At 38.8% G+C, this 19,611-nt stretch carries 17 protein-coding genes; 16 read left to right on the top strand and 1 reads right to left on the bottom strand.

Annotated elements, in window-relative coordinates:
- Positions 1 to 185: 185 nt before the first annotated feature.
- The 6 genes from EWM59_RS01350 to EWM59_RS01325 all read left to right on the top strand — a co-directional run bounded on the left by EWM59_RS01350 (position 186) and on the right by EWM59_RS01325 (position 6,510).
- Positions 186 to 1,046, top strand: a complete 861-nt coding sequence (locus tag EWM59_RS01350) for a hypothetical protein (protein ID WP_130019145.1) — start codon at positions 186 to 188, stop codon at positions 1,044 to 1,046.
- 153 nt (positions 1,047 to 1,199) lie between these two features.
- The gene (locus EWM59_RS01345) at positions 1,200 to 1,871 is read left to right on the top strand and encodes a sensor histidine kinase (RefSeq protein WP_165372079.1); all 672 of its coding nucleotides are present in this window, start codon (positions 1,200 to 1,202) and stop codon (positions 1,869 to 1,871) included.
- A 5-nt stretch (positions 1,872 to 1,876) separates the two neighbouring features.
- Positions 1,877 to 2,617, top strand: a complete 741-nt coding sequence (locus EWM59_RS01340) for a response regulator (RefSeq protein WP_130019143.1) — start codon at positions 1,877 to 1,879, stop codon at positions 2,615 to 2,617.
- A gap of 91 nt (positions 2,618 to 2,708) precedes the next feature.
- Positions 2,709 to 3,320 (top strand): TetR/AcrR family transcriptional regulator, encoded by a 612-nt coding sequence (locus EWM59_RS01335; protein ID WP_130019142.1) that lies wholly within the window; start codon positions 2,709 to 2,711, stop codon positions 3,318 to 3,320.
- 136 nt (positions 3,321 to 3,456) lie between these two features.
- The gene (locus EWM59_RS01330) at positions 3,457 to 6,072 is read left to right on the top strand and encodes a tail fiber domain-containing protein (RefSeq protein WP_130019141.1); all 2,616 of its coding nucleotides are present in this window, start codon (positions 3,457 to 3,459) and stop codon (positions 6,070 to 6,072) included.
- A 213-nt stretch (positions 6,073 to 6,285) separates the two neighbouring features.
- On the top strand, positions 6,286 to 6,510 hold the full coding sequence (locus EWM59_RS01325) for a hypothetical protein (protein ID WP_130019140.1): 225 nt from the start codon (positions 6,286 to 6,288) through the stop codon (positions 6,508 to 6,510).
- A gap of 89 nt (positions 6,511 to 6,599) precedes the next feature.
- Here the strand turns inward: EWM59_RS01325 and EWM59_RS01320 are convergent, their stop codons facing one another.
- Positions 6,600 to 8,138, bottom strand: a complete 1,539-nt coding sequence (locus EWM59_RS01320) for a nucleoside hydrolase-like domain-containing protein (protein WP_229239253.1) — start codon at positions 8,136 to 8,138, stop codon at positions 6,600 to 6,602.
- A 209-nt stretch (positions 8,139 to 8,347) separates the two neighbouring features.
- Between EWM59_RS01320 and EWM59_RS01315 the strand changes: the two genes are divergently transcribed.
- The 10 genes from EWM59_RS01315 (at position 8,348) to EWM59_RS01270 (ending at position 19,587) form a co-directional block, all read left to right on the top strand.
- Positions 8,348 to 9,115, top strand: coding sequence for a DeoR/GlpR family DNA-binding transcription regulator (locus tag EWM59_RS01315; protein ID WP_130019139.1), 768 nt, complete (start codon positions 8,348 to 8,350; stop codon positions 9,113 to 9,115).
- A gap of 74 nt (positions 9,116 to 9,189) precedes the next feature.
- Entirely contained in the window at positions 9,190 to 10,584 is a 1,395-nt protein-coding gene (locus tag EWM59_RS01310) for an L-fucose/L-arabinose isomerase family protein (protein ID WP_130019138.1), read from the top strand.
- A 134-nt stretch (positions 10,585 to 10,718) separates the two neighbouring features.
- Positions 10,719 to 11,525 carry a transketolase gene (locus EWM59_RS01305; RefSeq protein ID WP_130019137.1) on the top strand — a complete coding sequence of 269 codons (807 nt, stop codon included), beginning with the start codon at positions 10,719 to 10,721 and terminating at the stop codon, positions 11,523 to 11,525.
- Positions 11,526 to 11,575: 50 nt separating this feature from the next.
- A complete protein-coding gene (locus EWM59_RS01300) occupies positions 11,576 to 12,538 on the top strand; it encodes a transketolase family protein (RefSeq protein WP_130019136.1) in 963 nt (320 codons plus the stop codon).
- Position 12,539: 1 nt separating this feature from the next.
- Entirely contained in the window at positions 12,540 to 14,162 is a 1,623-nt protein-coding gene (locus tag EWM59_RS01295; protein ID WP_229239252.1) for a DUF5060 domain-containing protein, read from the top strand.
- 1 nt (position 14,163) lies between these two features.
- On the top strand, positions 14,164 to 15,564 hold the full coding sequence (locus EWM59_RS01290; RefSeq protein ID WP_130019135.1) for a DUF1593 domain-containing protein: 1,401 nt from the start codon (positions 14,164 to 14,166) through the stop codon (positions 15,562 to 15,564).
- Between the two features lie 5 nt (positions 15,565 to 15,569).
- On the top strand, positions 15,570 to 16,487 hold the full coding sequence (locus EWM59_RS01285; protein WP_130019134.1) for a D-ribose ABC transporter substrate-binding protein: 918 nt from the start codon (positions 15,570 to 15,572) through the stop codon (positions 16,485 to 16,487).
- Between the two features lie 7 nt (positions 16,488 to 16,494).
- Entirely contained in the window at positions 16,495 to 17,100 is a 606-nt protein-coding gene (locus EWM59_RS01280; RefSeq protein ID WP_130019133.1) for a DUF2291 family protein, read from the top strand.
- A gap of 10 nt (positions 17,101 to 17,110) precedes the next feature.
- Positions 17,111 to 18,595 carry a sugar ABC transporter ATP-binding protein gene (locus tag EWM59_RS01275; protein WP_130019132.1) on the top strand — a complete coding sequence of 495 codons (1,485 nt, stop codon included), beginning with the start codon at positions 17,111 to 17,113 and terminating at the stop codon, positions 18,593 to 18,595.
- Positions 18,596 to 18,627: 32 nt separating this feature from the next.
- Entirely contained in the window at positions 18,628 to 19,587 is a 960-nt protein-coding gene (locus tag EWM59_RS01270) for an ABC transporter permease (protein WP_130019131.1), read from the top strand.
- Positions 19,588 to 19,611: the final 24 nt, after the last annotated feature.

The following is a 19,611-nucleotide window of genomic DNA, read 5'->3' as shown; positions in this document are numbered from 1 at the left end:
TAGACTTAAAGCCATACAAGTATATCTGATATATTTATTAGCGTCATCGGTACTATCATCAAAGCCTGGGTTTATCTTCCCAATCAATATGTTTTCTTTCCAAATAAGTACCGTTAAAAAAATAAAAAGTCGATCTCCTATATCTATGTCGCTTTAAAGCTACTTTTGGATAAATAACTTTTTCTATGACCTTATCTTACTCCTATACAACCCGGCTGTTGTTATACATCTATATTATATGCCACAGCTATATGGCTAATGCACAACAAAAACCTGTCAATGAAAAACTTCTTTATGCAGAATCTACCCTTGCTGAAGGTATCCGTAAGAATGACTCGATTCAGATTGCAGAGGGTTATTATTTACTCGGCAAAATGCGTGGAAGTGAGCATAATTACCCGGAGGCTTATCGGCTAATGTACCTCTCTCTGAGAATCAATGAGCGTCATAAAAATTGGTATAGTGCAGGAAAAGTCTATTTGAGGTTAACAGATTTTGAATTGGAGCAGAAGCACATTAACGAAGCCAAAGCCATGTTGAATGAGGCAGTACAGATATTTAAAGAACATAAAGTTGAAAAAGGTATAAGAGATGCTTATTACTTATATGGAATGATTCATATGGCCGACTTTAATCCAAGACCCGATTATGATAGTGCTTTGTATTATTTCAAGAAACTGGAGGTATTGGCTTTGAAAGATAAATCTGAAAAGCATCTTGGAGGAGTAAGGGAGGTAATGGGCACAATATATATGAAATTACATGATAAAAGCGCCTTGCCTAATCTTGAATATGCGGTAATGATAAAACAGAAAGAGAAACCGGAATCTCCCTGGCTGAGAACTCGTACAGAGCTTGCAGATGCTTACCTTATATTCAAAGATTTCAAACGAGCAAAGAAGATACTTGAAGGGTCTCAGGCTCTCATTGACCAAGGCTATAAATTTGATAAGTATATTGTTGTTACACATTATGAAACGTATGACAAGTATTATAAAGCTATGGGAGATTGGCAAAAAGCCTATAAGGCAAAAGAAAAATACTAATCATATAAATATGAAATATTAAACTCAGACAGAGAAGGAAGCGTAAGCAAGTGGCGTATAAGATTAGAAACCGAGAAAAAAGACTTAGAGTTAAAATTACAGAAGTCAGCACTTGAAAATAACCAGAAGGAGATTCTTCAGCAAAGATATTTATTGATTTTAACAGGCGTTTTTATAAGCATTTTTATCATTCTTGTTTTTTATCTATATAAGCTTTACCAAAAGCAAAAACTACTGAGTGAGCATAACGCTATTCTTATTCAGGAACAGAACCATCGGGTAAAAAACAACCTCCAAATTATTTCCAGTTTACTTAGCTTACAATCAAACCAATTAAGTGATTCGAAAGCCAAGCAGGCTATTGATGAAAGCCAGTTACGCATTGAAGCAATGGCAGTACTGCATCGACAACTATATGATACAAAAGAGTTGGATAAAATTGATATGGAACTCTTTATTCATAATCTATCTGATATGATTTTTGACTCTTATGGCATAGAAGAGGTCGAGTTAGAGTATCACATCAATATTCGTCCTTTGAAAGCCGAGAAAGCAGTCTTTTTAGGACTGATGATTAATGAGCTTATCTCCAATGCCTGTAAACACGCCTTTGCAGAGCACCCTGCTCCTGTATTGAGTATTGACTTAAGCGAAAAGAATCATCAGATAACTATGCGCATAAAAGACAATGGACTGAAATCGGTAAGTTTTCAGAAAAAAGAATCGTTTGGCATGAAATTAATCAATATGATGGTAAATCAATTAGATGGGCATCTTAGCTATGAATTTAACAATGGGTCAACTTTTACGTTTAAAATTGCTTGAAAACTATGAAAAATCTTAATATTCTGATTATCGAAGATTATATCATTACAGCTACTGATTTGAAAGAAATACTGGAAAAACATGGGCATCGGGTAACAGCCATTGCTAAAAATCATGGAGAAGCCATTCGGGCTATTGAACGAGAAATACCGGATTTGATGTTGGTGGACATTATTTTACGCAATTCAGCACAAGATGGCATTGAAACCGCTAAAGATATAGTAAGTAATTATTCTATTCCTGTTATTTTCCTGACGGCTAATTCAGAATCAAATACTTTCGAAAGAGCAAAAGTTTTGAATCCGGCTGCCTACCTTTTTAAACCCTTCCGTAATAAAGAATTGGTTTTTCAGATAGAATTAGCATATAATCATTACATGTTGAATAAAGAAGATGATAATCCAACAAGGTCAGAGAGTATTTTTTTGCCACATAAAAAAGGGCATCAGCGAATCAAGAAGTCAGATGTATTATGCATAAAGGCTGATAGAGCCTATGTGTGGGTATTTGTGAAAGAAGAAAAAAATCCCTTCATGTTTTCGATGAATTTGGGCTATCTGGCGCAATTTTTTTCAGGCAATAATTTTTACCAGATATCACGCTCTTATATTGTCAATCTTAATTTTCTGCATAGATTTGATTCAGAAAACATTTATCTTAATCATTTCAATATGGGTATCCCTATTCCGCAAAATAGAAGAAATGAGTTAATGAAAAGGCTGGCAATTGTCAGAACACCGAACTGAAAGTAGAAAGTCAGATATAATCATAAAAACTTTGTTCAAAAAACTTGCTTTACAATTTTTTTATAAACAATTTTGTCGAACAATTTAGTTTATGCCCAAAATAGACCACGACACCAAACAAAAAATACTGCAAGCCGCTGAAAAAGTATTTCATCGAAACGGATTTAAGGGTACACGCACTACCCAGATAGCCGAAGAAGCAGGTATCAGCCGTACGATGTTACATTACTATTTCAGAACGAAAGAATCACTTTTTCAGGAAGTTCTGGAAAGTACGCTGAGTCTGGTATTTGCTAATATGAAGCGTCTCATTGGTCAGCAGGTTGATTTAGAAACATTGATAGGCGGAATTGTAGAGGTAGTGAATGATTTGTTTGAGGCAAAACCCGGTTTACCCAGTTTTATCATAAATCTATTTAATGAATCAGAAGAGTTAGCCTATTTTTTAGCACATTCACAAGAAGATACCATTCCATTTCAATTAGATGAAATTCTTAAACAGGAGAAACAAACAGGAAATGTGGGCGAAGAAGTAACCGGAGAAGACCTGATTATGAATATTTATGGCCTATGTGCCGTGCCTTACCTGACAATGAATTATGTAAAAGCAAAAGAAAACAGAGACGACGAAGGTATGAAAGCATTCATCAGGCAAAGAAGAGATAAAATAAAGGCCTTTGTGCTGAATGGTATCAGACCTTAGTTTTACAAAATGGCTCCGGCCATATTTTTTTGATTCTAATTAAACAATTTTGTTGAACAATTTTGTTTTTTAATAAACCAAACATTTATAGCTGTAAATCCTTTAGCAATCATTAATACATCTAAGCTCAATTACCATGAATACTTTTATAAAACCTAAACACTTAGCTTTATCTGTTGCAATTTCTCTGCTTGCTTTCTCTAAGGCTTTTTCGCAGAGCGTAACCATACTCCCAAAATCACAAACCAATACCGACACGCTCGCAACCAAACTCTTCAGAATGACTAACGGGGCAGGTAGCTTAAAAGTAATGGCTTCAGATAATGCAGGGAATGGCAGGTGGACAGATACAGTAGCAACCAAGTTCCTTAAAATGACTACTGGAGCAGGTTTGTATAAAGTAATGACTTCGGATGGTGATGGAAATGGAACCTGGACAGATGCCAGCTTTTTTTCAGACCCTTATTGGGCTGCCGAGAATGAGTACCTATATATGATACCATCCGTTAAGCTGGGGATTGGAACCAATACTCCTGCCTATAAATTAGATGTTAGAAATACCGCTCTTTCAACAGTTGCTAATTTTAGTGGAAGTTCAACTATTGGCGCAGGAATAAGAATCTCTTCCGGGGTTACGGGAAATATAGAGGAAATCCCTATTTCAAAGGAGTGGCAGATATTCCATTCCGGAACAGGAACTACCATTGAAAACGGCGGATACGGACAGTTACACTTCAAAGACCATGAGGGTACAAGAATGATTATACGCAATACCGGGAGGGTGGGTATTGGGGTTCTGAATCCATCTGAAATGCTTGAAGTAGATGGAAATACCCGTATTAATGGAAAAATAGATATCCGTAATACCGGATTAAGTGTATTTGTTGGTGAGGGAGCAGGAAGAAATGATGACTTAACTCAAAATTATAGCACTTTTGTTGGCTTCAATGCAGGCTTGGAGAATACTACAGGCACGGATAATACGGCTATTGGAGCAGGTGCATTAGAAAATAAAGTTTCAGGAAATTTTAATACTGCCATAGGACGTGTAGCACTTGCTAATAATATATCAGGTATGTCTAATGTAGCTATTGGTTCTTATGCAGGTTATAATGCAACAGGGAGTTATAATGTATTTATAGGAGACGGCGCAGGTTCTGATGCAACAGGCAACGATAAACTATATATTCATAACTCAAATACTGCTACCCCTTTAATTTATGGAGATTTCTTCGAGCGGAATATGGGTGTAAACGGCCGATTAATTATAGGAGCGCATACCCCTTATGAAAATGCCAGTAAATTAGATGTAATAGCTAATGAAAACGGGCGTTTTATTATACAAAATTGGGTACCGACTACTTACAATACACTTGTTGTAGCAAGATTGCTATCTACAACCAACAAAGCACCTCAGATGCGTTTTGAAGGTATTGGAAATAGCTGGACGGATATTGGTCAGGATTCTAATGGGTCTTTTGTAGTAGAAGGTAATGATAACTCACGGTTGGTTGTTAAGAATACAGGTGAAGTAGGGATTGGGGTTGCTAATCCCGGCGCTCAGTTCCAGATAGCCAGTTCTTTAAAAGATATTTTCAGTGCTTCAAGTAATTCTACTGTCGGAACATGGTTTAATTTAGCCAATTCTACTACCGGAGGTAAAAGTTGGAAATTTATATCTACCGGAAGCGGAAATACCGAAGGCGCAGGTAATCTGTTAGTAAAAGATGAGACCGATACCAGAATGTTTATTAACTCTGCTACTGGTAAAGTAGGGTTTGGTACTGTCGTTCCAAATTCTCAATTGGAAGTAGTGAGTACGACCAATGAAACCCTGCGTGCTACCAGTTCTTCTACTACAGGCACATGGCTTTCAATCAATAATACTTCTACCAACGCCAATAACTGGAAATTTGTATCTACTGGAAGCGGAAATAGTGAGGGTGTCGGACACTTGCTTCTGAAAGATAATACAGGCTCTAAAATGATTATTAAAAGCAATGGTGCAGTTGGAATTGGTACAGAATCACCTACAAGAGCGAAATTGGTAATAGATGGTAGTTTGTCAACTACTATCCCAAATTATGGTTATCTGAATAGTAATGGAGACACAGGTACAAGTTCAGGTGCTAATAATTATTCTATTTATGCTTCACATCGTATTGCTGCCTCTGAGTTTAATGCTTATTCAGACGCCCGTATCAAAAAAATAAAGGGCTTATCAAACAATGCCCATGACCTTAATACTTTAAAGAATATTCAGATAACAGATTATCAGTTAACTGACTCTATCTCTAAAGGAAATACGAATTACAAGAAAGTAATTGCCCAACAGGTAGAAGAAGTGTATCCTTCTGCTGTGACTAAAATAACCGATTTCATTCCTGATATTTACCAGTTAAGCGCTATCGAAAAAGGATTTATTCCACTAACCAGAACAACTTTAAAAGCAGGTGACAAACTTAAATTGATTACTGACGAAAAACAGGAGGTTGTAGAAGTACTGTCTGTATCAGCCAATGGTATTCAGGTCAGTTCTGAAAAAAGCGGAAAAGTATTTGTCTATGGCAAAGAAGTAAACGATTTCCGTGCGGTTGACTACGAAGCCTTGACTACTCTGAACATCTCTGCTACACAACAGTTATTAAAACGAATTGAGGTTTTAGAAAAAGAAAATCAGGATATGAAGCAATTAAAACAAGACGTAGAAAGTCTGAAAAATATATTGTTGACAACTCAAAAAGGGAAATAATTACTGTTACAACGACTGAGTTTAGAAAGACAGTTGCCATTGGTAGCTGTCTTTTTTGTTTAGTTAAAAATATGAAAAAAACGAACATTAATTACATTCGTATATCTATCAATGAAATAGTCCATCAAATAAAAACTCCGAAAAATTATGATATTTCAGAAAATTGGATAATTTTGAAATAGAAATTTAACTTTTGCCGAACAATCATCAATTATGAAAACCACAGAATATCAAAGAGAGTACCAGAAAAAGTACAGAGAAAAAAACAGAGACAAACTCAACCAAAGGTCTCGGGAGTATGCGGAACAACATCGGGAAGAAATGAAAGAGTATTGCCGTGAGTATCGCAAAGCAAATAAAGAGCGTGTGTATGCCTATGAAACAGAACGTAGGAGAAAAAATAAAGAAAAAAGGCTTTCAGTTAATAATAACACCTGATAAAACTATACATCTGACATAATAGACTATTCGAAAGAGGCTACCTGTTAACAGTAGCCCCTTTTCAGTTAAGTTCTGCCCATAAACTATTACAAAACCGTAATAATCACCCGCTGATAGCGTGTCAGAGCAGGTGTGCCTTCATCTTTTCCTTCCACAATAATATGCACAGTATCTCCGCTGTTTAGTGTGGCAGGTAATGTTATTTCTGCAGTTTCATTGGTTTTCTTGTTTATTTCAACGGCTTCTTTGGCAGTTCCTGCTTCCTTATATTGCCAGTAAGTAAAGTTTACTTTGTTTTTATCAGGGTCTTTGGCACTGGCTGCAATCTGCACTTTACTACCTGCTTTCGCTTTAATGGCATTGCCTGTTTTTACCGAAATCTTAGGCGCATGGTTGGCATTCTTAAAATCTTTTACACACCAGTCTGCACGAGCAGCAAAGTCTAACTGAATAGGTTCAATCCAACGGGTCTGCGGATAAGTTAAGTCCATTTTCTGGGTAAATGGGTTATAGTCGGCTACCTCTTTACCATCTTCCCAACGATTCGGGTTTTCTGCCGATTGCTTCAGTCTTCCTCCCCAACCTCCATACGCCGGATTCTGGATATTACCTAAACCTACATCAATCAGATGCAGATACGATGGAGAGTCTCCCTCTGAGATAAAATCATACTTACCGAATGCGCCCCACTGTCCGGTTTTTACTTTGCTTAAATCACCATGTATGTGTTCATCATCACCTTCCTGTTTTTGTCCGTCGCCATAACTATAATACATTTTGGTCAATGGGCCGTGGTTGTTAATGATTTCATCGCCCATAAATTTGCCCTCCAACAAATAGTGTTGCGACTGCGGAACGGCTCTTTTCCAAGGGTATGCAAAACACCAGAACTGGCTGGCATTGTAGAATACCTTCAGGTCTTTCCAGTTTGGCGCAACGTACTTTTTATAGGTAGCATCCTGGTCTAAAATGGCATAAATGATTGCTTTCTTACATACTTTCGTATAGATCTGCTGCCATTTAGGAGTATTCTTATACTGCTCCTCTATTGATTTTAATGCTCTGGCTATTGTATTTGTTCCACCCCATACCTGCAGATAAATAGTCTCTGTGGTAGCGTCGAGCAATTTGTTCTTAATGTACTCCGACCCCTCGGTTATTTGTTCCATCTCTCCTTCAAAATCAATATTACCTATCTTTATCAATTTCCGGAGTGAGTTGGCAGTCGGAAAAGATTTATCATGTAAAATCAGATTCGGGTATACTTTTTCGTAAGCGCCAATCAAATCCTGCATCCAGGTAACACCCGGCCAGCGAAGGTCAGTTTTTTCCTTGTACAGGTTCTTGGTCATAGCCATTTCAGAAACAAACTTAGTACCTTTACCATCGCCTTTATAATGCCACATAGAACTACTATATACCAGACCCTCTATCTTAAATTCATTGGCATAGAGTAGCATTCTGATAAACGAATCTACATCATCTATCTCACCATCAGTGGTTACGATGGTACGGGGTTTAGGCTGTCCCATTGCCATGTTATTCAGCAATAACATTCCGAAGAATGAAATACATAACAGGTATAGCTTTTTTTTATTAAATAAAAAGAAAATGCCTTTTTTCATTTTTCCATGATTTTATAATTTTTCAAATAAATACTTTGACTTATTTTTGATTGCGAAAATAAAAGTAAAAAATTATTTCTCAAATATTTTCGTTTATTTTCTTTTTATTTCTTTTAGTTTCTTTTAGTTTTGCTTCAAGGAAATGAATTTTAAAGATGTAACTTAGCTGATTATTTATTTGTAAACATTTAATATTCATTACATAAACCATGCTACCCAATCAGCGGAGAGATAGAATTTTAGAATTATTGCGTGAAGACGGCTCGGCTAAAGTAGTCGATTTGGCACGTCTCTTTAAAGTAACAGAAGTAACAATCAGGCAGGATTTAGAAAAACTCGAAGCCGAAGATTTGATTATAAAAGAGCATGGCGGTGCCTACCTGAAAAACGTAGAAGACCAGGTCCGGAGTTTTTCGCTGGTACACCAGGATAACCTTGACAAAAAAGAGGTAATTGCCCAGAAATGTCTGGAATTTATAGAAACAGGCGATACCATTATTCTCGATTCGGGTAGTACTACTACCGAGATTGCCAAGAAAATAAAGACCTCCGGTATCAAAAGCCTGACTGTGATTACCAATGCGCTCAACATTGCCCTGATGCTCGGCACAGAACCGAGTATTGAAGTGATTATGACAGGCGGAGAATTTAAACCCCCTACTCTATCACTGACCGGACAAAAAGCGGCTGATTTTTTTAAGGGCTTAAATGTGCAGAAGTTATTTCTGGCTACTGCGGGTATTTCGCTCAAATCAGGCTTAACCTACCCAAGTATCAGTGACTTAGTAGTAAAAAAAGCCATGATTGATGCTGCCGAAGTAACTTACCTGGTAGCAGACAGTACCAAAATCGGTAAAAGTGCTTTGGCAAGCCTGGGTGCATTAGGATTAATAGACTATATCATTACCGATGCCGGAATAGAAGAAAAACATAAGGATGTGTTCAGAGAAAACGAAATAGAAGTAATTATAGCCTAAATGCTGAAAGACTCAACACCTGTCACAGATATACTACGACAAAACCTGAATCTGTGCGCTTAAAAACAAGAAACATGAGTATTGGAATCATTATCGGAAACAGAGATTTTTTTCCGGATAGTTTAGTAGAAAAAGCAAGAATCGAAATCATTGATGTTTTTGCCAAACTAAACCTTAAACCTATCCTTTTAGATAGTAACGACACCAAGCTGGGAGGAGTAGAAACCTTTAAGGAAGCACAGAAATGTGCCGAATTATTCAAAGCTCATCGGGAAGAAATGATGGGAATACTGGTATTATTACCCAATTTTGGTGATGAAAAAGGAGTAGCAGATACGCTTAAATTAGCTAATCTGAATGTACCTGTGCTGATACAGGCATACCCTGACGACCTCAATAAAATGAATGTAGTCAATCGTCGGGATTCATGGTGTGGTAAAATCTCGGTTTGCAATAATCTGTATCAATACGGTATCAAATATACTTTAACAAGCCAGCATGTGAGTTCGCCGTCAAGCGAAAACTTTCAGAAAGATTTATTAGATTTTGTAGCGGTTTGCAGGGTAGTAAAAGGTTTGAGAAATGTACGAATCGGAGCAATTGGTGCAAGACCGGGGGCATTTAATACGGTTCGCTATTCAGAGAAAATTCTTCAGAGAAATGGCATTACTGTAACTACTTTCGACCTGTCTGAAATCCTGGGAAGAGCCAACAAACTGGCTACTGACGATGCGAAAGTAAAACAGCATTTAGAGTCAATTAACGCCTATGCGCCTAAAGGCCGAACACCCAACGAAGCCATGCTACAGATTGCCCGACTGGATGTAGTGCTGAAAGAAATAATGGAAGAAAATGTATTAGATGCCACAGCTATTCAATGCTGGACTTCGCTGCAACAAAACTATGGTTGTAATGTATGCACAAGCATGAGTATTATGTCAGAAAATATGCTGCCAAGTGCTTGCGAGGTAGATGTAACGGGTACGCTTTCGATGTATGCCATGCAATTGGCATCGGGCTCACCAAGTGCATTAGTAGATTGGAATAATAACTATGCCGATGATGAAAACAAATGCGTATTGTTTCACTGTGGCAACTGGGCGAAGTCGTTCCTGCCGGATATTCAAATCAGTACTGCCCCGATTTTAGGCACTACCGTTGGCGTAGAAAATACCTATGGTGCCTTGGATGGGCGCACACCTGCGATGCCATTGACTTACGGACGCATCAGTACTGATGACCCCCAAGGAATTATTAAAGCCTATATAGGCGAGGGAGAATTAACTAATGACCCTCTGAATACATTCGGGAATCGGGCAGTAGCACAAATCCCGGATTTACAAGAATTGATGAAATACGTTTGTAGAAACGGATTCGAGCATCATGTAGTAATGAATGCTTCAAAAACTGCAGGTATTCTTGAAGAAGCCTTGGGCAACTATATGGGTTGGGAGGTTTATAAGCATTGAAATATTTTGACCCCATCCCAGCCTTCCCCAACAATGGGGAAGGAGCAGTGAGCCCCTCTCCCCACTGTTGGGGAGAGGGGAGGTCGGCCGCTGCCGTTGGGGAGAGGGGTTTTTCTCTCCAAAAATCAAAGAAAATGGAAATTAAAGTATTAGAAGAAAAATCAAAATTGTACAGAAGAAACATTCTGAAATACATCTACCATGCCAAAGCAGGGCATACAGGTGGGAGTTTATCAGTCATTGATATTCTTAATGTATTGTATAATAGGATAATGCATGTTTCGCCTGAGAATTTTGATTCTAATCTGCGAGACCGATATATCCAAAGCAAAGGACATTGTGTAGAAGCCCTCTATGTAATATTAGCAGATAAGGGCTTTTTTGCAGAAGAAGATTTATTGACTTTGTGTAAATACAATTCGCCTTATATCGGTCACCCAACCAAAAAAATCAGAGGTATTGAACAAAATACTGGGGGATTAGGGCATGGTTTATCCATCTGTTGTGGCAATGCGCTGGTTGCTAAAAAAGATAAATCCGGTGTAAGAGTTTTTACTGTATTGGGCGATGGCGAAATGGCCGAAGGGTCTAACTGGGAAGCATTTATGTTTGCAGCCCATTATAAATTAGATAACCTCTGTGCCATATTAGATTACAATAAATTACAGATTACAGCACCAAATGCCGAAGTAATGGGGTTGGAACCTTTAAATAAAAAATTAGAAGCATTCGGGTGGGCGGTTCGTCAAGTAGATGGAAATAATATAGAAGCCCTGACACAAACCTTAGAAAGCCTGCCTTTTGAACAAAGTAAGCCCTCATTTGTAATTGCACATACTACCAAAGGCAAAGGTATCAGCTATATGGAAAATGTATTGAAATGGCATCATGGTGTACCTAATGCGGAACAATATGAAATGGCATTAGCAGAGTTAAATTAAACAGACAAAACGCTGAATTTGAAAGCACAGATAGAGCATCTATCGGAATTATGGATTATACAATTAATAAAGCAAATCTGGAGGTTTTCTCCGAAACTTTACAGTTTCTGGCTGAACAGGATAAGGACATTTATGTAATAACGAGCGATTCCCGTGGCTCGGGCAAGTTAGTTTCTTACGGGCAGCGTTTCCCCGAACAGATTGTGGAGGTAGGTATTGCGGAACAAAACTTAGTAGGCGTAGCCACAGGCATAGCAAGTATGGGTAAGAAAGCATTTGCCGTTTCACCTGCCTGTTTTCTTACAGCAAGGGCATTAGAGCAGATTAAAAACGATGTCTGTTATTCTGATAACCCGGTTAAGCTCATTGGTATTTCGGCAGGAGTGAGTTATGGGGCCTTAGGCAGTACACACCATAGTTTGCACGATTACGCCGTACTACGAGCCATTAATAATATTACCATTGTTGCCCCTGCTGATAACTACGAAACCGAACAAGCTATCCGGCAAGCAGCAACCATGACAAGCCCTGTATATATCCGCTTCGGCAAGAAGAATATGCCGGACTCATTAAGTGGTGCATCAGGAAACGGTAAACATGATTTTAAAGTCGGTAGAGGGAGGATTATTCAAGAAGGTACAGATTTAACATTTATAGCTACAGGCGAAGCGGTGTTACCCTGCGTGCAAGCGGCAGAGGTTCTGGCAAATGAGCATGGTATCAACTGCACAATTGTAAGTATGCACACCATTAAACCTTTAGATAACACCTTAATTATGGAAATTGCCGCCAATGGCAAACCCATTATTACAGTAGAAGAACATTCAATTTATGGGGGATTAGGCGAGGCCATTGGGTCTTTGCTTTTACAAAACGGTTTTCGTAATCCATTCAAGATTGTGGGCTTGCCTGACGACCATACCGTTTCGGGTTCGCAGGTAGAAATTTTTGAGCATTACGGTATATCAAAGAAAGGATTAAGCGATACAGTTTTAACATGGATAAAAAAGTAAAATGATGCGAGGATTTAAAGGTATATTCTTACTAAGTGTTGGACTCTTTTTGAACATCAACTCTGTTTTCGCTCAACTAAAAATTGAGCAATGGAACAGATTTGAACTCAAATTGCCGAACAATTCAGATAAGAACAGCTTTTCAGATAATCTGCTGTCAGCAACTTTTACCCATAAAGATACTTCTATTACTGTTTCAGGCTTTTATGATGGCAATAACCAGTATATCGTTAGATTCATGCCGGATAAAACGGGTATCTGGAAATATAGCACCAAGAGCGCATTTACTCCTTTAAATAACAAAAAAGGAGAGTTTGAGTGTATCAAAGCATCTGCAAATAATCATGGTATTGTCAGGGTTTCGCAAACTTATCATTTTAAATATGCCGATAGTACTGCTTATTTTCCCTTAGGTACTACAGCCTATGCCTGGACACACATGGCTGACGATGTTCAAGAACAAACCTTGAAATCTTTGCAGAATTCAGGATTTAATAAAATCAGAATGTGTGTGTTTCCGAAAAATTATGAACTCGTAAAAGAAGAGCCTACTATATATCCTTATGCAGTAAAAGAGATAAAAAAAGACGCAAAAGGAAATGAAGTAAAAATATGGGATTTCAGTCAGTTTAACCCCGCCTTTTTCCAACACTTAGAAAAACGCATTGATGATTTGCAGGCATTAGGGATTGAGGCAGACTTAATCGTTTTTCATCCTTATGATAAAGGCAGATGGGGATTTGATGAAATGCCTATGGAAGCTAATTTGAATTATATCAAATATTTAGTAGCCCGTCTGGCTTCTTTTCGCAACATCTGGTGGTCGTTGGCCAATGAATATGATTTTGTAAAAAGCAAAACAGACAAAGACTGGGAAACGCTGATTAAAGCGGTTGTAAAAGCCGACCCTTATCATCATTTATGCTCTATTCATGGCAGTACGGCGAAATACTTTAATTACCAGATGCCCGAAATCACCCATACATCTATTCAGGATGGAGCACCTGTGCTCAACTGGGGTGGAGCGGCCATCGTGAGAAGCATTTATCCAAAGCCCATCATTTTTGATGAAGTGGGTTATGAAGGAAATCTGAAATCACGCTGGGGCAGATACAGTGGCGAAGAAATGAACCATATGGTCTGGATGGGTCTATTGGGTGGCACCTATGTTACACATGGTGAATCATATATGTTTAAAGACCATCGGGATACTATCTTCTGGGCAAAAGGAGGGCAATTCAAGGGAAATAGCTGGAAAAGAGCCGCCCTTGCCAGGCAAATACTATCAGAAACAGGCCCATTAGAAATGGCCGATGTCAGTCGGGATTTTAAGACCGCTACCAATGGTAAAGGCACTTATCTGATTTACTTCGGTAAAGAAATGCTTGAAGAATGGATTTTTGATTTGCCTCATAAGAATGCCAGTTCTGAGCGACCAAAGCCTGGCACTAAATACAAAGTAGATATTATTGATACGTGGGATATGAGCATAACTAAAGTCAATACCACGTTTGAAGCCAGCGAGGCAAACGATTATCGGATTGCTGATAAATCTAACCGAAAAATCAGGTTGCCCTTAAAACCCTATATTGCCCTGAGAATTACCCAAACAAACCCTGACTGATATGAAAGCTAAAATTCTCAACCTTATACTATTTTCACTACTCTATCACATTTCCCTTGCACAGAAACCAAGGGTATTTGTGCTGACGGATATTGAGAATGAGCCGGACGATGCCATGTCTTATGTGCGTTTTCTGACTTACGCCAATCAGTTTGATACTGAGGGGATTGTAGCTACTACCTCTTGCTGGCAACGTACCAAAACTGCCGAATGGCGTTTGCATGAGATTACAGAGGCTTATGGCAAGGTAAGAGATAATCTGGAAATACACGAAAAAGGCTACCCTACCGAAGCCTATATGCACTCTATCATCAAAAAAGGCTTACCTGTTTTTGGCAAGGAAGGTTTAGGCGAGGGTAAAGATTCTGAAGGTTCTGAATGGTTGGTACAAAGTATACTCAAAAACGATGCTCGTCCATTATATATTCAGGCCTGGGGAGGCACTAATGTATTAGCACAAGCTCTCTTCAAACTGCAAAAGATTAAAAAACCTGCTGAAATTGCCCAGATTGTGAAAAAGCTTCGGGTATATACCATTTCTGACCAGGACGATACAGGCCCTTGGATTCGTAAAAATTTCCCTGATTTGTTTTATATCGTAAGCCCCGGTTATGAAGAAAATGGCGGCGGACAATATCACTATGCTACATGGTCGGGCATCTCAGGTGATATTTTTCATGGTCGATTCACTGGAGCAGATACGACTATTGTACGTAACAGATACCTTGACCAACACGTACGCCAGAATCATGGCCCATTAGGTGAGAAATATCCAAAGATTGATTTTCTGATGGAAGGAGACAGCCCCTCATTTATGGGTCTTATCAACAATGGATTGAACTCTCCTGAAAACCCGGACTATGGTGGCTGGGGAGGGCGATACGAATTGTATATTCCACAATTCAAAAAGTATATGTACGAGCCGGAAACCCGTCCTATCTGGACAGATACACAGGACGAAGTATATAGCGATATTACCAAAGCCTATCATACAAGCAATCATGCTACCATCTGGCGATGGAGAAAAGCGTTTCAGAATGACTTCTTTGCCCGAATGGATTGGTGCGTAGCCAAAAACTATAAAGAAGCCAATCACCCTCCAGTTATCACATTGGGTCATGCTAATACGCTTATAGTAAAATCAGGAGCCAATGTAGTTTTATCAGGCAAAGCCACTGACCCCGATAATAATGAGGTGAGCTATAACTGGTTCTTTTACAAAGAAGTAGGAAGCATTACTGCCAGCCGCTTTACATTAAGAAATCCTGCCAGTCAGGAAATCAGTTTTACGGCTCCTAAAGTAACCGAACCCAAAACCATGCACTTCATATTAGAAGTTACCGACAATGGCACTCCTAACCTCACACGTTACCAGAGAGTCATTGTGAACGTTACCCCCTGAAACCTATGAAAAAATTACTTTTTTTATTTATACTGCTCAGCTTAACAGGCATTTCGTGTAAAGAAAAACAGGACGGGAAGCCCAAAATAGCGGTAGTTATCTCTACGCTCAATAATCCCTGGTTTGTGGTTTTAGCAGAGTCAGCTGTCGAAAATGCCAGAAAATTAGGCTACGAAGCCAAGATTTTCGACTCTCAGAATAACCCTGCTACCGAATCAGATAATTTTGAAAACCTGATTTCATCAGGCTTTGATGCCATTCTTTTTAACCCGACGGATGCCGATGGTTCAATTGTGAATGTTCTGAAAGCCAAAGAAGCAGGTATTCCGGTTTTTTGTATGGATAGAGAAATCAATGCCGATAATGCCGCCACAAGCCAGATACTCTCTGATAATTATTCGGGCTGTGTGGAAATCGGGGTAACTTTTGTAAAAGCACTGAATGAAAAAGGCAATTATGCCGAAATACTCGGTTTGGTAGGTGATAATAATACATGGGCAAGGTCAGGAGGTTTTCATTCGGTAGTAGATAAATTCCCGAATCTTAAAATGGTGGCTCAACAAAGCGGCGATTTCGACCGTAACAAAGCTATGGAAGTACTCGAAACCATCATGCAGGCACACCCTGATATTGAGGCTGTTTTCTGTGGCAACGATGCCATGGCAATGGGAGCTTATCAAGCTTTACAATCGGCAGGCAAAGCTGATAAAGTAAAAGTATTTGGTTTCGATGGGGCATCTGATGTAATAGAAAAAATTAAGGAAAAGAAAATTGTAGCAACTGGTATGCAGTACCCCAAAGTAATGGCAAAAACTGCTGCCCAGTATGCCGATGAGTATTTTAAAGGTAAAAGAGATTTTCCGCAAAGAGTACCTGTAGAAGTAGAATTGGTAACAGCTGCCAACGCTGGCAGCTATCAATAATAAACGCATGAAAAAAGGCATATTCATAGTTATTCTATTAGTTCTTGGTTATAATTCCATCTATTTCAAAAAATTAAGCGAAGTGAGAAATCAGCAACAAACCAGTTTTGATTTCAAAACCTTTGCCGATTCTTTGTATTATCAGGGTATTCTTAAAAGCAACAATGCCGTTGAGCTTTCACAATTATCGGCATTGGTACAATCAAATCCTGATTCAGCATTTAAAGCTTATGGGAATCGGTTAGGTATTGGTAACTCAGCTTATTTTATGGTAAAAGGTGAAGGTAAAGTAATTGAAAAACAGGCAAGTGGGCTAAAAGTGGTTACCGACACTCATACTATTCTTATGGTTGATACCAAATACATCTTCGGCAATGCTATCAGAGATGCTTCTGGTTTGGTAAAACTAACCGATTTTAAGACCAATGCCGATTTTAACAAACTCTCGGAAGCACTTAATAATGTTATCAGAGAAAAAGCCATTCCCGAAGATTTGAAAGCCATCAATGTTGGCGATAAAATAACCCTGAGCGGGGCAACTAAATTAAGTAAAACCCAGGATAAATCAACTACACTAAGCATTTTACCAATCAGAATCTCTAAAACAGAATAAGAATTTACAGGTGCTAAAGGCCATTAACATATCGAAATCTTTTCCGGGAGTAAAAGCACTCAATGAGGTAAACCTGAGTTTTTACCCATCAAAAGTCAATGCTATCTTAGGCGAAAACGGAGCAGGGAAATCTACACTCCTGAAAATACTTACGGGTGTTTATACTGATTATGAGGGAGAGATTCAATTAAATGACCAGCCTGTAAAATTTAAAAATATCAAAGATGCCCAGAAAGCCGGAATCGCCATCATTCATCAGGAACTAAACCTGATTCCTGCACTGAACATTGTAGACAATCTGTTTTTAGGTCAGGAAATCCGGAATAGTTGGGGATTATTGGATACTCCTCAGATGACCCGGATTACCAAAGAACTACTTCAAAAATTAGAACTCAATATATCCCCTACTACGTTGGTACAAAACCTGAAAGTAGGTGAACAACAATTGATAGAAATAGCCAAAGCCTTATTGGCTGATGCGCAGGTGATTCTGATGGATGAGCCAACCTCCGCACTCACTGACAAAGAAATTGAAAACCTGCACCGCATTATTGCCGACTTGAAAAAAGAAGGCAAAACCATTGTATATATTTCGCATAAAATGGATGAGTTGTTCAGAATAGCAGAGACTTATACCGTAATGCGTGATGGAAAAAGCATTGATGCAGGAGAAATGAGCCAGACTACCGAGCAGGATTTAATCAGAAAAATGGTAGGTCGTGAGATATTGATTCAGAAAAAGCAGGCAAATACTACTGATAAAAATGCCTTATTAAGCATCAGGAATTTTACCTTACCCCATCATACACTTAAAAACCGGAACCTGCTTGACAATATCTCTTTTGAACTGAACGAAGGAGAGATTTTAGGAATTTTTGGGCTTATGGGCGCAGGTAGAACTGAATTACTGGAGACTATTTTTGGTGTAAATTCAACCAAAAGCAAAGGCAGTATATCCATTGGCAATCAGGATGTTAGGATACAATTACCCAAAGATGCTATCAGACACGGAATGGCTTTTGTAACTGAAGACCGCAAAACCGAGGGTCTGGTATTAGGTATGAACGTGGCCGCTAATATCAGCCTGACAACCTTATCAGAAAATAGCCTTTTAAACGAACAATCAGAACGACAACTTGCGAAAGAATATATCTCGGCCTTAGCCATTAAAACTCCGTCGGCACAGCAGCTATGTGTCAACCTGAGCGGAGGCAATCAGCAAAAAGTAGTTTTAGCAAAATGGTTAGCCACTAATCCGAAAATTCTGATGTTAGATGAGCCTACCAGAGGAATTGACATCAATGCGAAAAACGAAATATACGAAATCATTAAAAAACTGGCAGCCGAAGGCAAAAGCATTATCGTGGTTTCGTCAGAAATCCCAGAATTATTGGCTTTAGCCGATAGAATACTGGTAATGTCGGAAGGGAAATTGAAAGCAGAATTTTCGGCAGACGAAGCCAATGAAGATAAATTGTTAAAAGCTGCTATCTGAGAGATATACAAAACCTATTCACCCTCATATAGATGAATAAAGAACTATTAAAGAAATCACAGTCATTGATAGCACTTTTTGTGTTATGCTTGGCTATTAGCCTATTATCGGATAAATTCCTTACTGCTAATAATTTATGGAATGTATTGCGGCAAATATCTGTCAATGTGTGCATTTCGGTAGGTATGACCCTCGTAGTACTTACAGCAGGCATCGACCTCTCGGTAGGTTCTGTCTTAGCTTTTACTTCTGCTGTTTGCGCAGGATTATTGAAAAACGGCATTGCGCTTGAGTCCTTCGATTTATTCATTGGTTTTACTACTTTAGGAGGCATATTAGCCGCACTGCTGATAGGCTTACTGATTGGCGTTTTTAATGGCTGGGTTATTACCCGCTTCTCTCTCCCTCCTTTTGTAGTTACGCTGGCTATGCTTACTGTTGCCCGTGGTGCAACCATGCTCTATACCCAGGGAATGCCCATTTCAAATTTAGGAACCAGCTTTGAATACATAGGTTCCGGTTGGTTGATAGGTATTCCGGTACCTGTCTGGATTTCGCTCATAGTTGTTTTAATAGTCGTATTTATCAGTAAAAAAACCACTTTCGGCCGATACATTTATGCCATTGGAGGTAACGAAAAAGCTGCCTTTCTTTCAGGAATCAATATTAATTCTATTAAATTGGCCGTTTATGGCATTGCCGGACTGATGGCGGCTGTTGGAGGTGTACTGGTTAGTTCCCGTCTGAATTCGGCACAACCTAATGCAGGCACAAGCTATGAATTAGATTCTATTGCTGCTGTTGTAATCGGTGGCACATCACTTTCGGGAGGCATCGGTTCTGTAACAGGCACTGTAATTGGCGCAACCATTATAGGGGTTTTAAACAATGGTCTGGTATTGCTGAATGTATCGCCCTTCTGGCAACAGGTAGTAAAGGGCTTAGTGATTTTATTAGCCGTCATCATTGACCAGAAGAGCAAAAAGAAGTAAAACTGATAACCCATCATTCTAAAT

The organism is Emticicia agri (assembly GCF_004168285.1).
GTDB lineage: Bacteria > Bacteroidota > Bacteroidia > Cytophagales > Spirosomataceae > Emticicia > Emticicia agri.
Note: the sequence above shows the minus strand (reverse complement) of the source record. Positions and strands in the feature narration are given on the sequence as shown.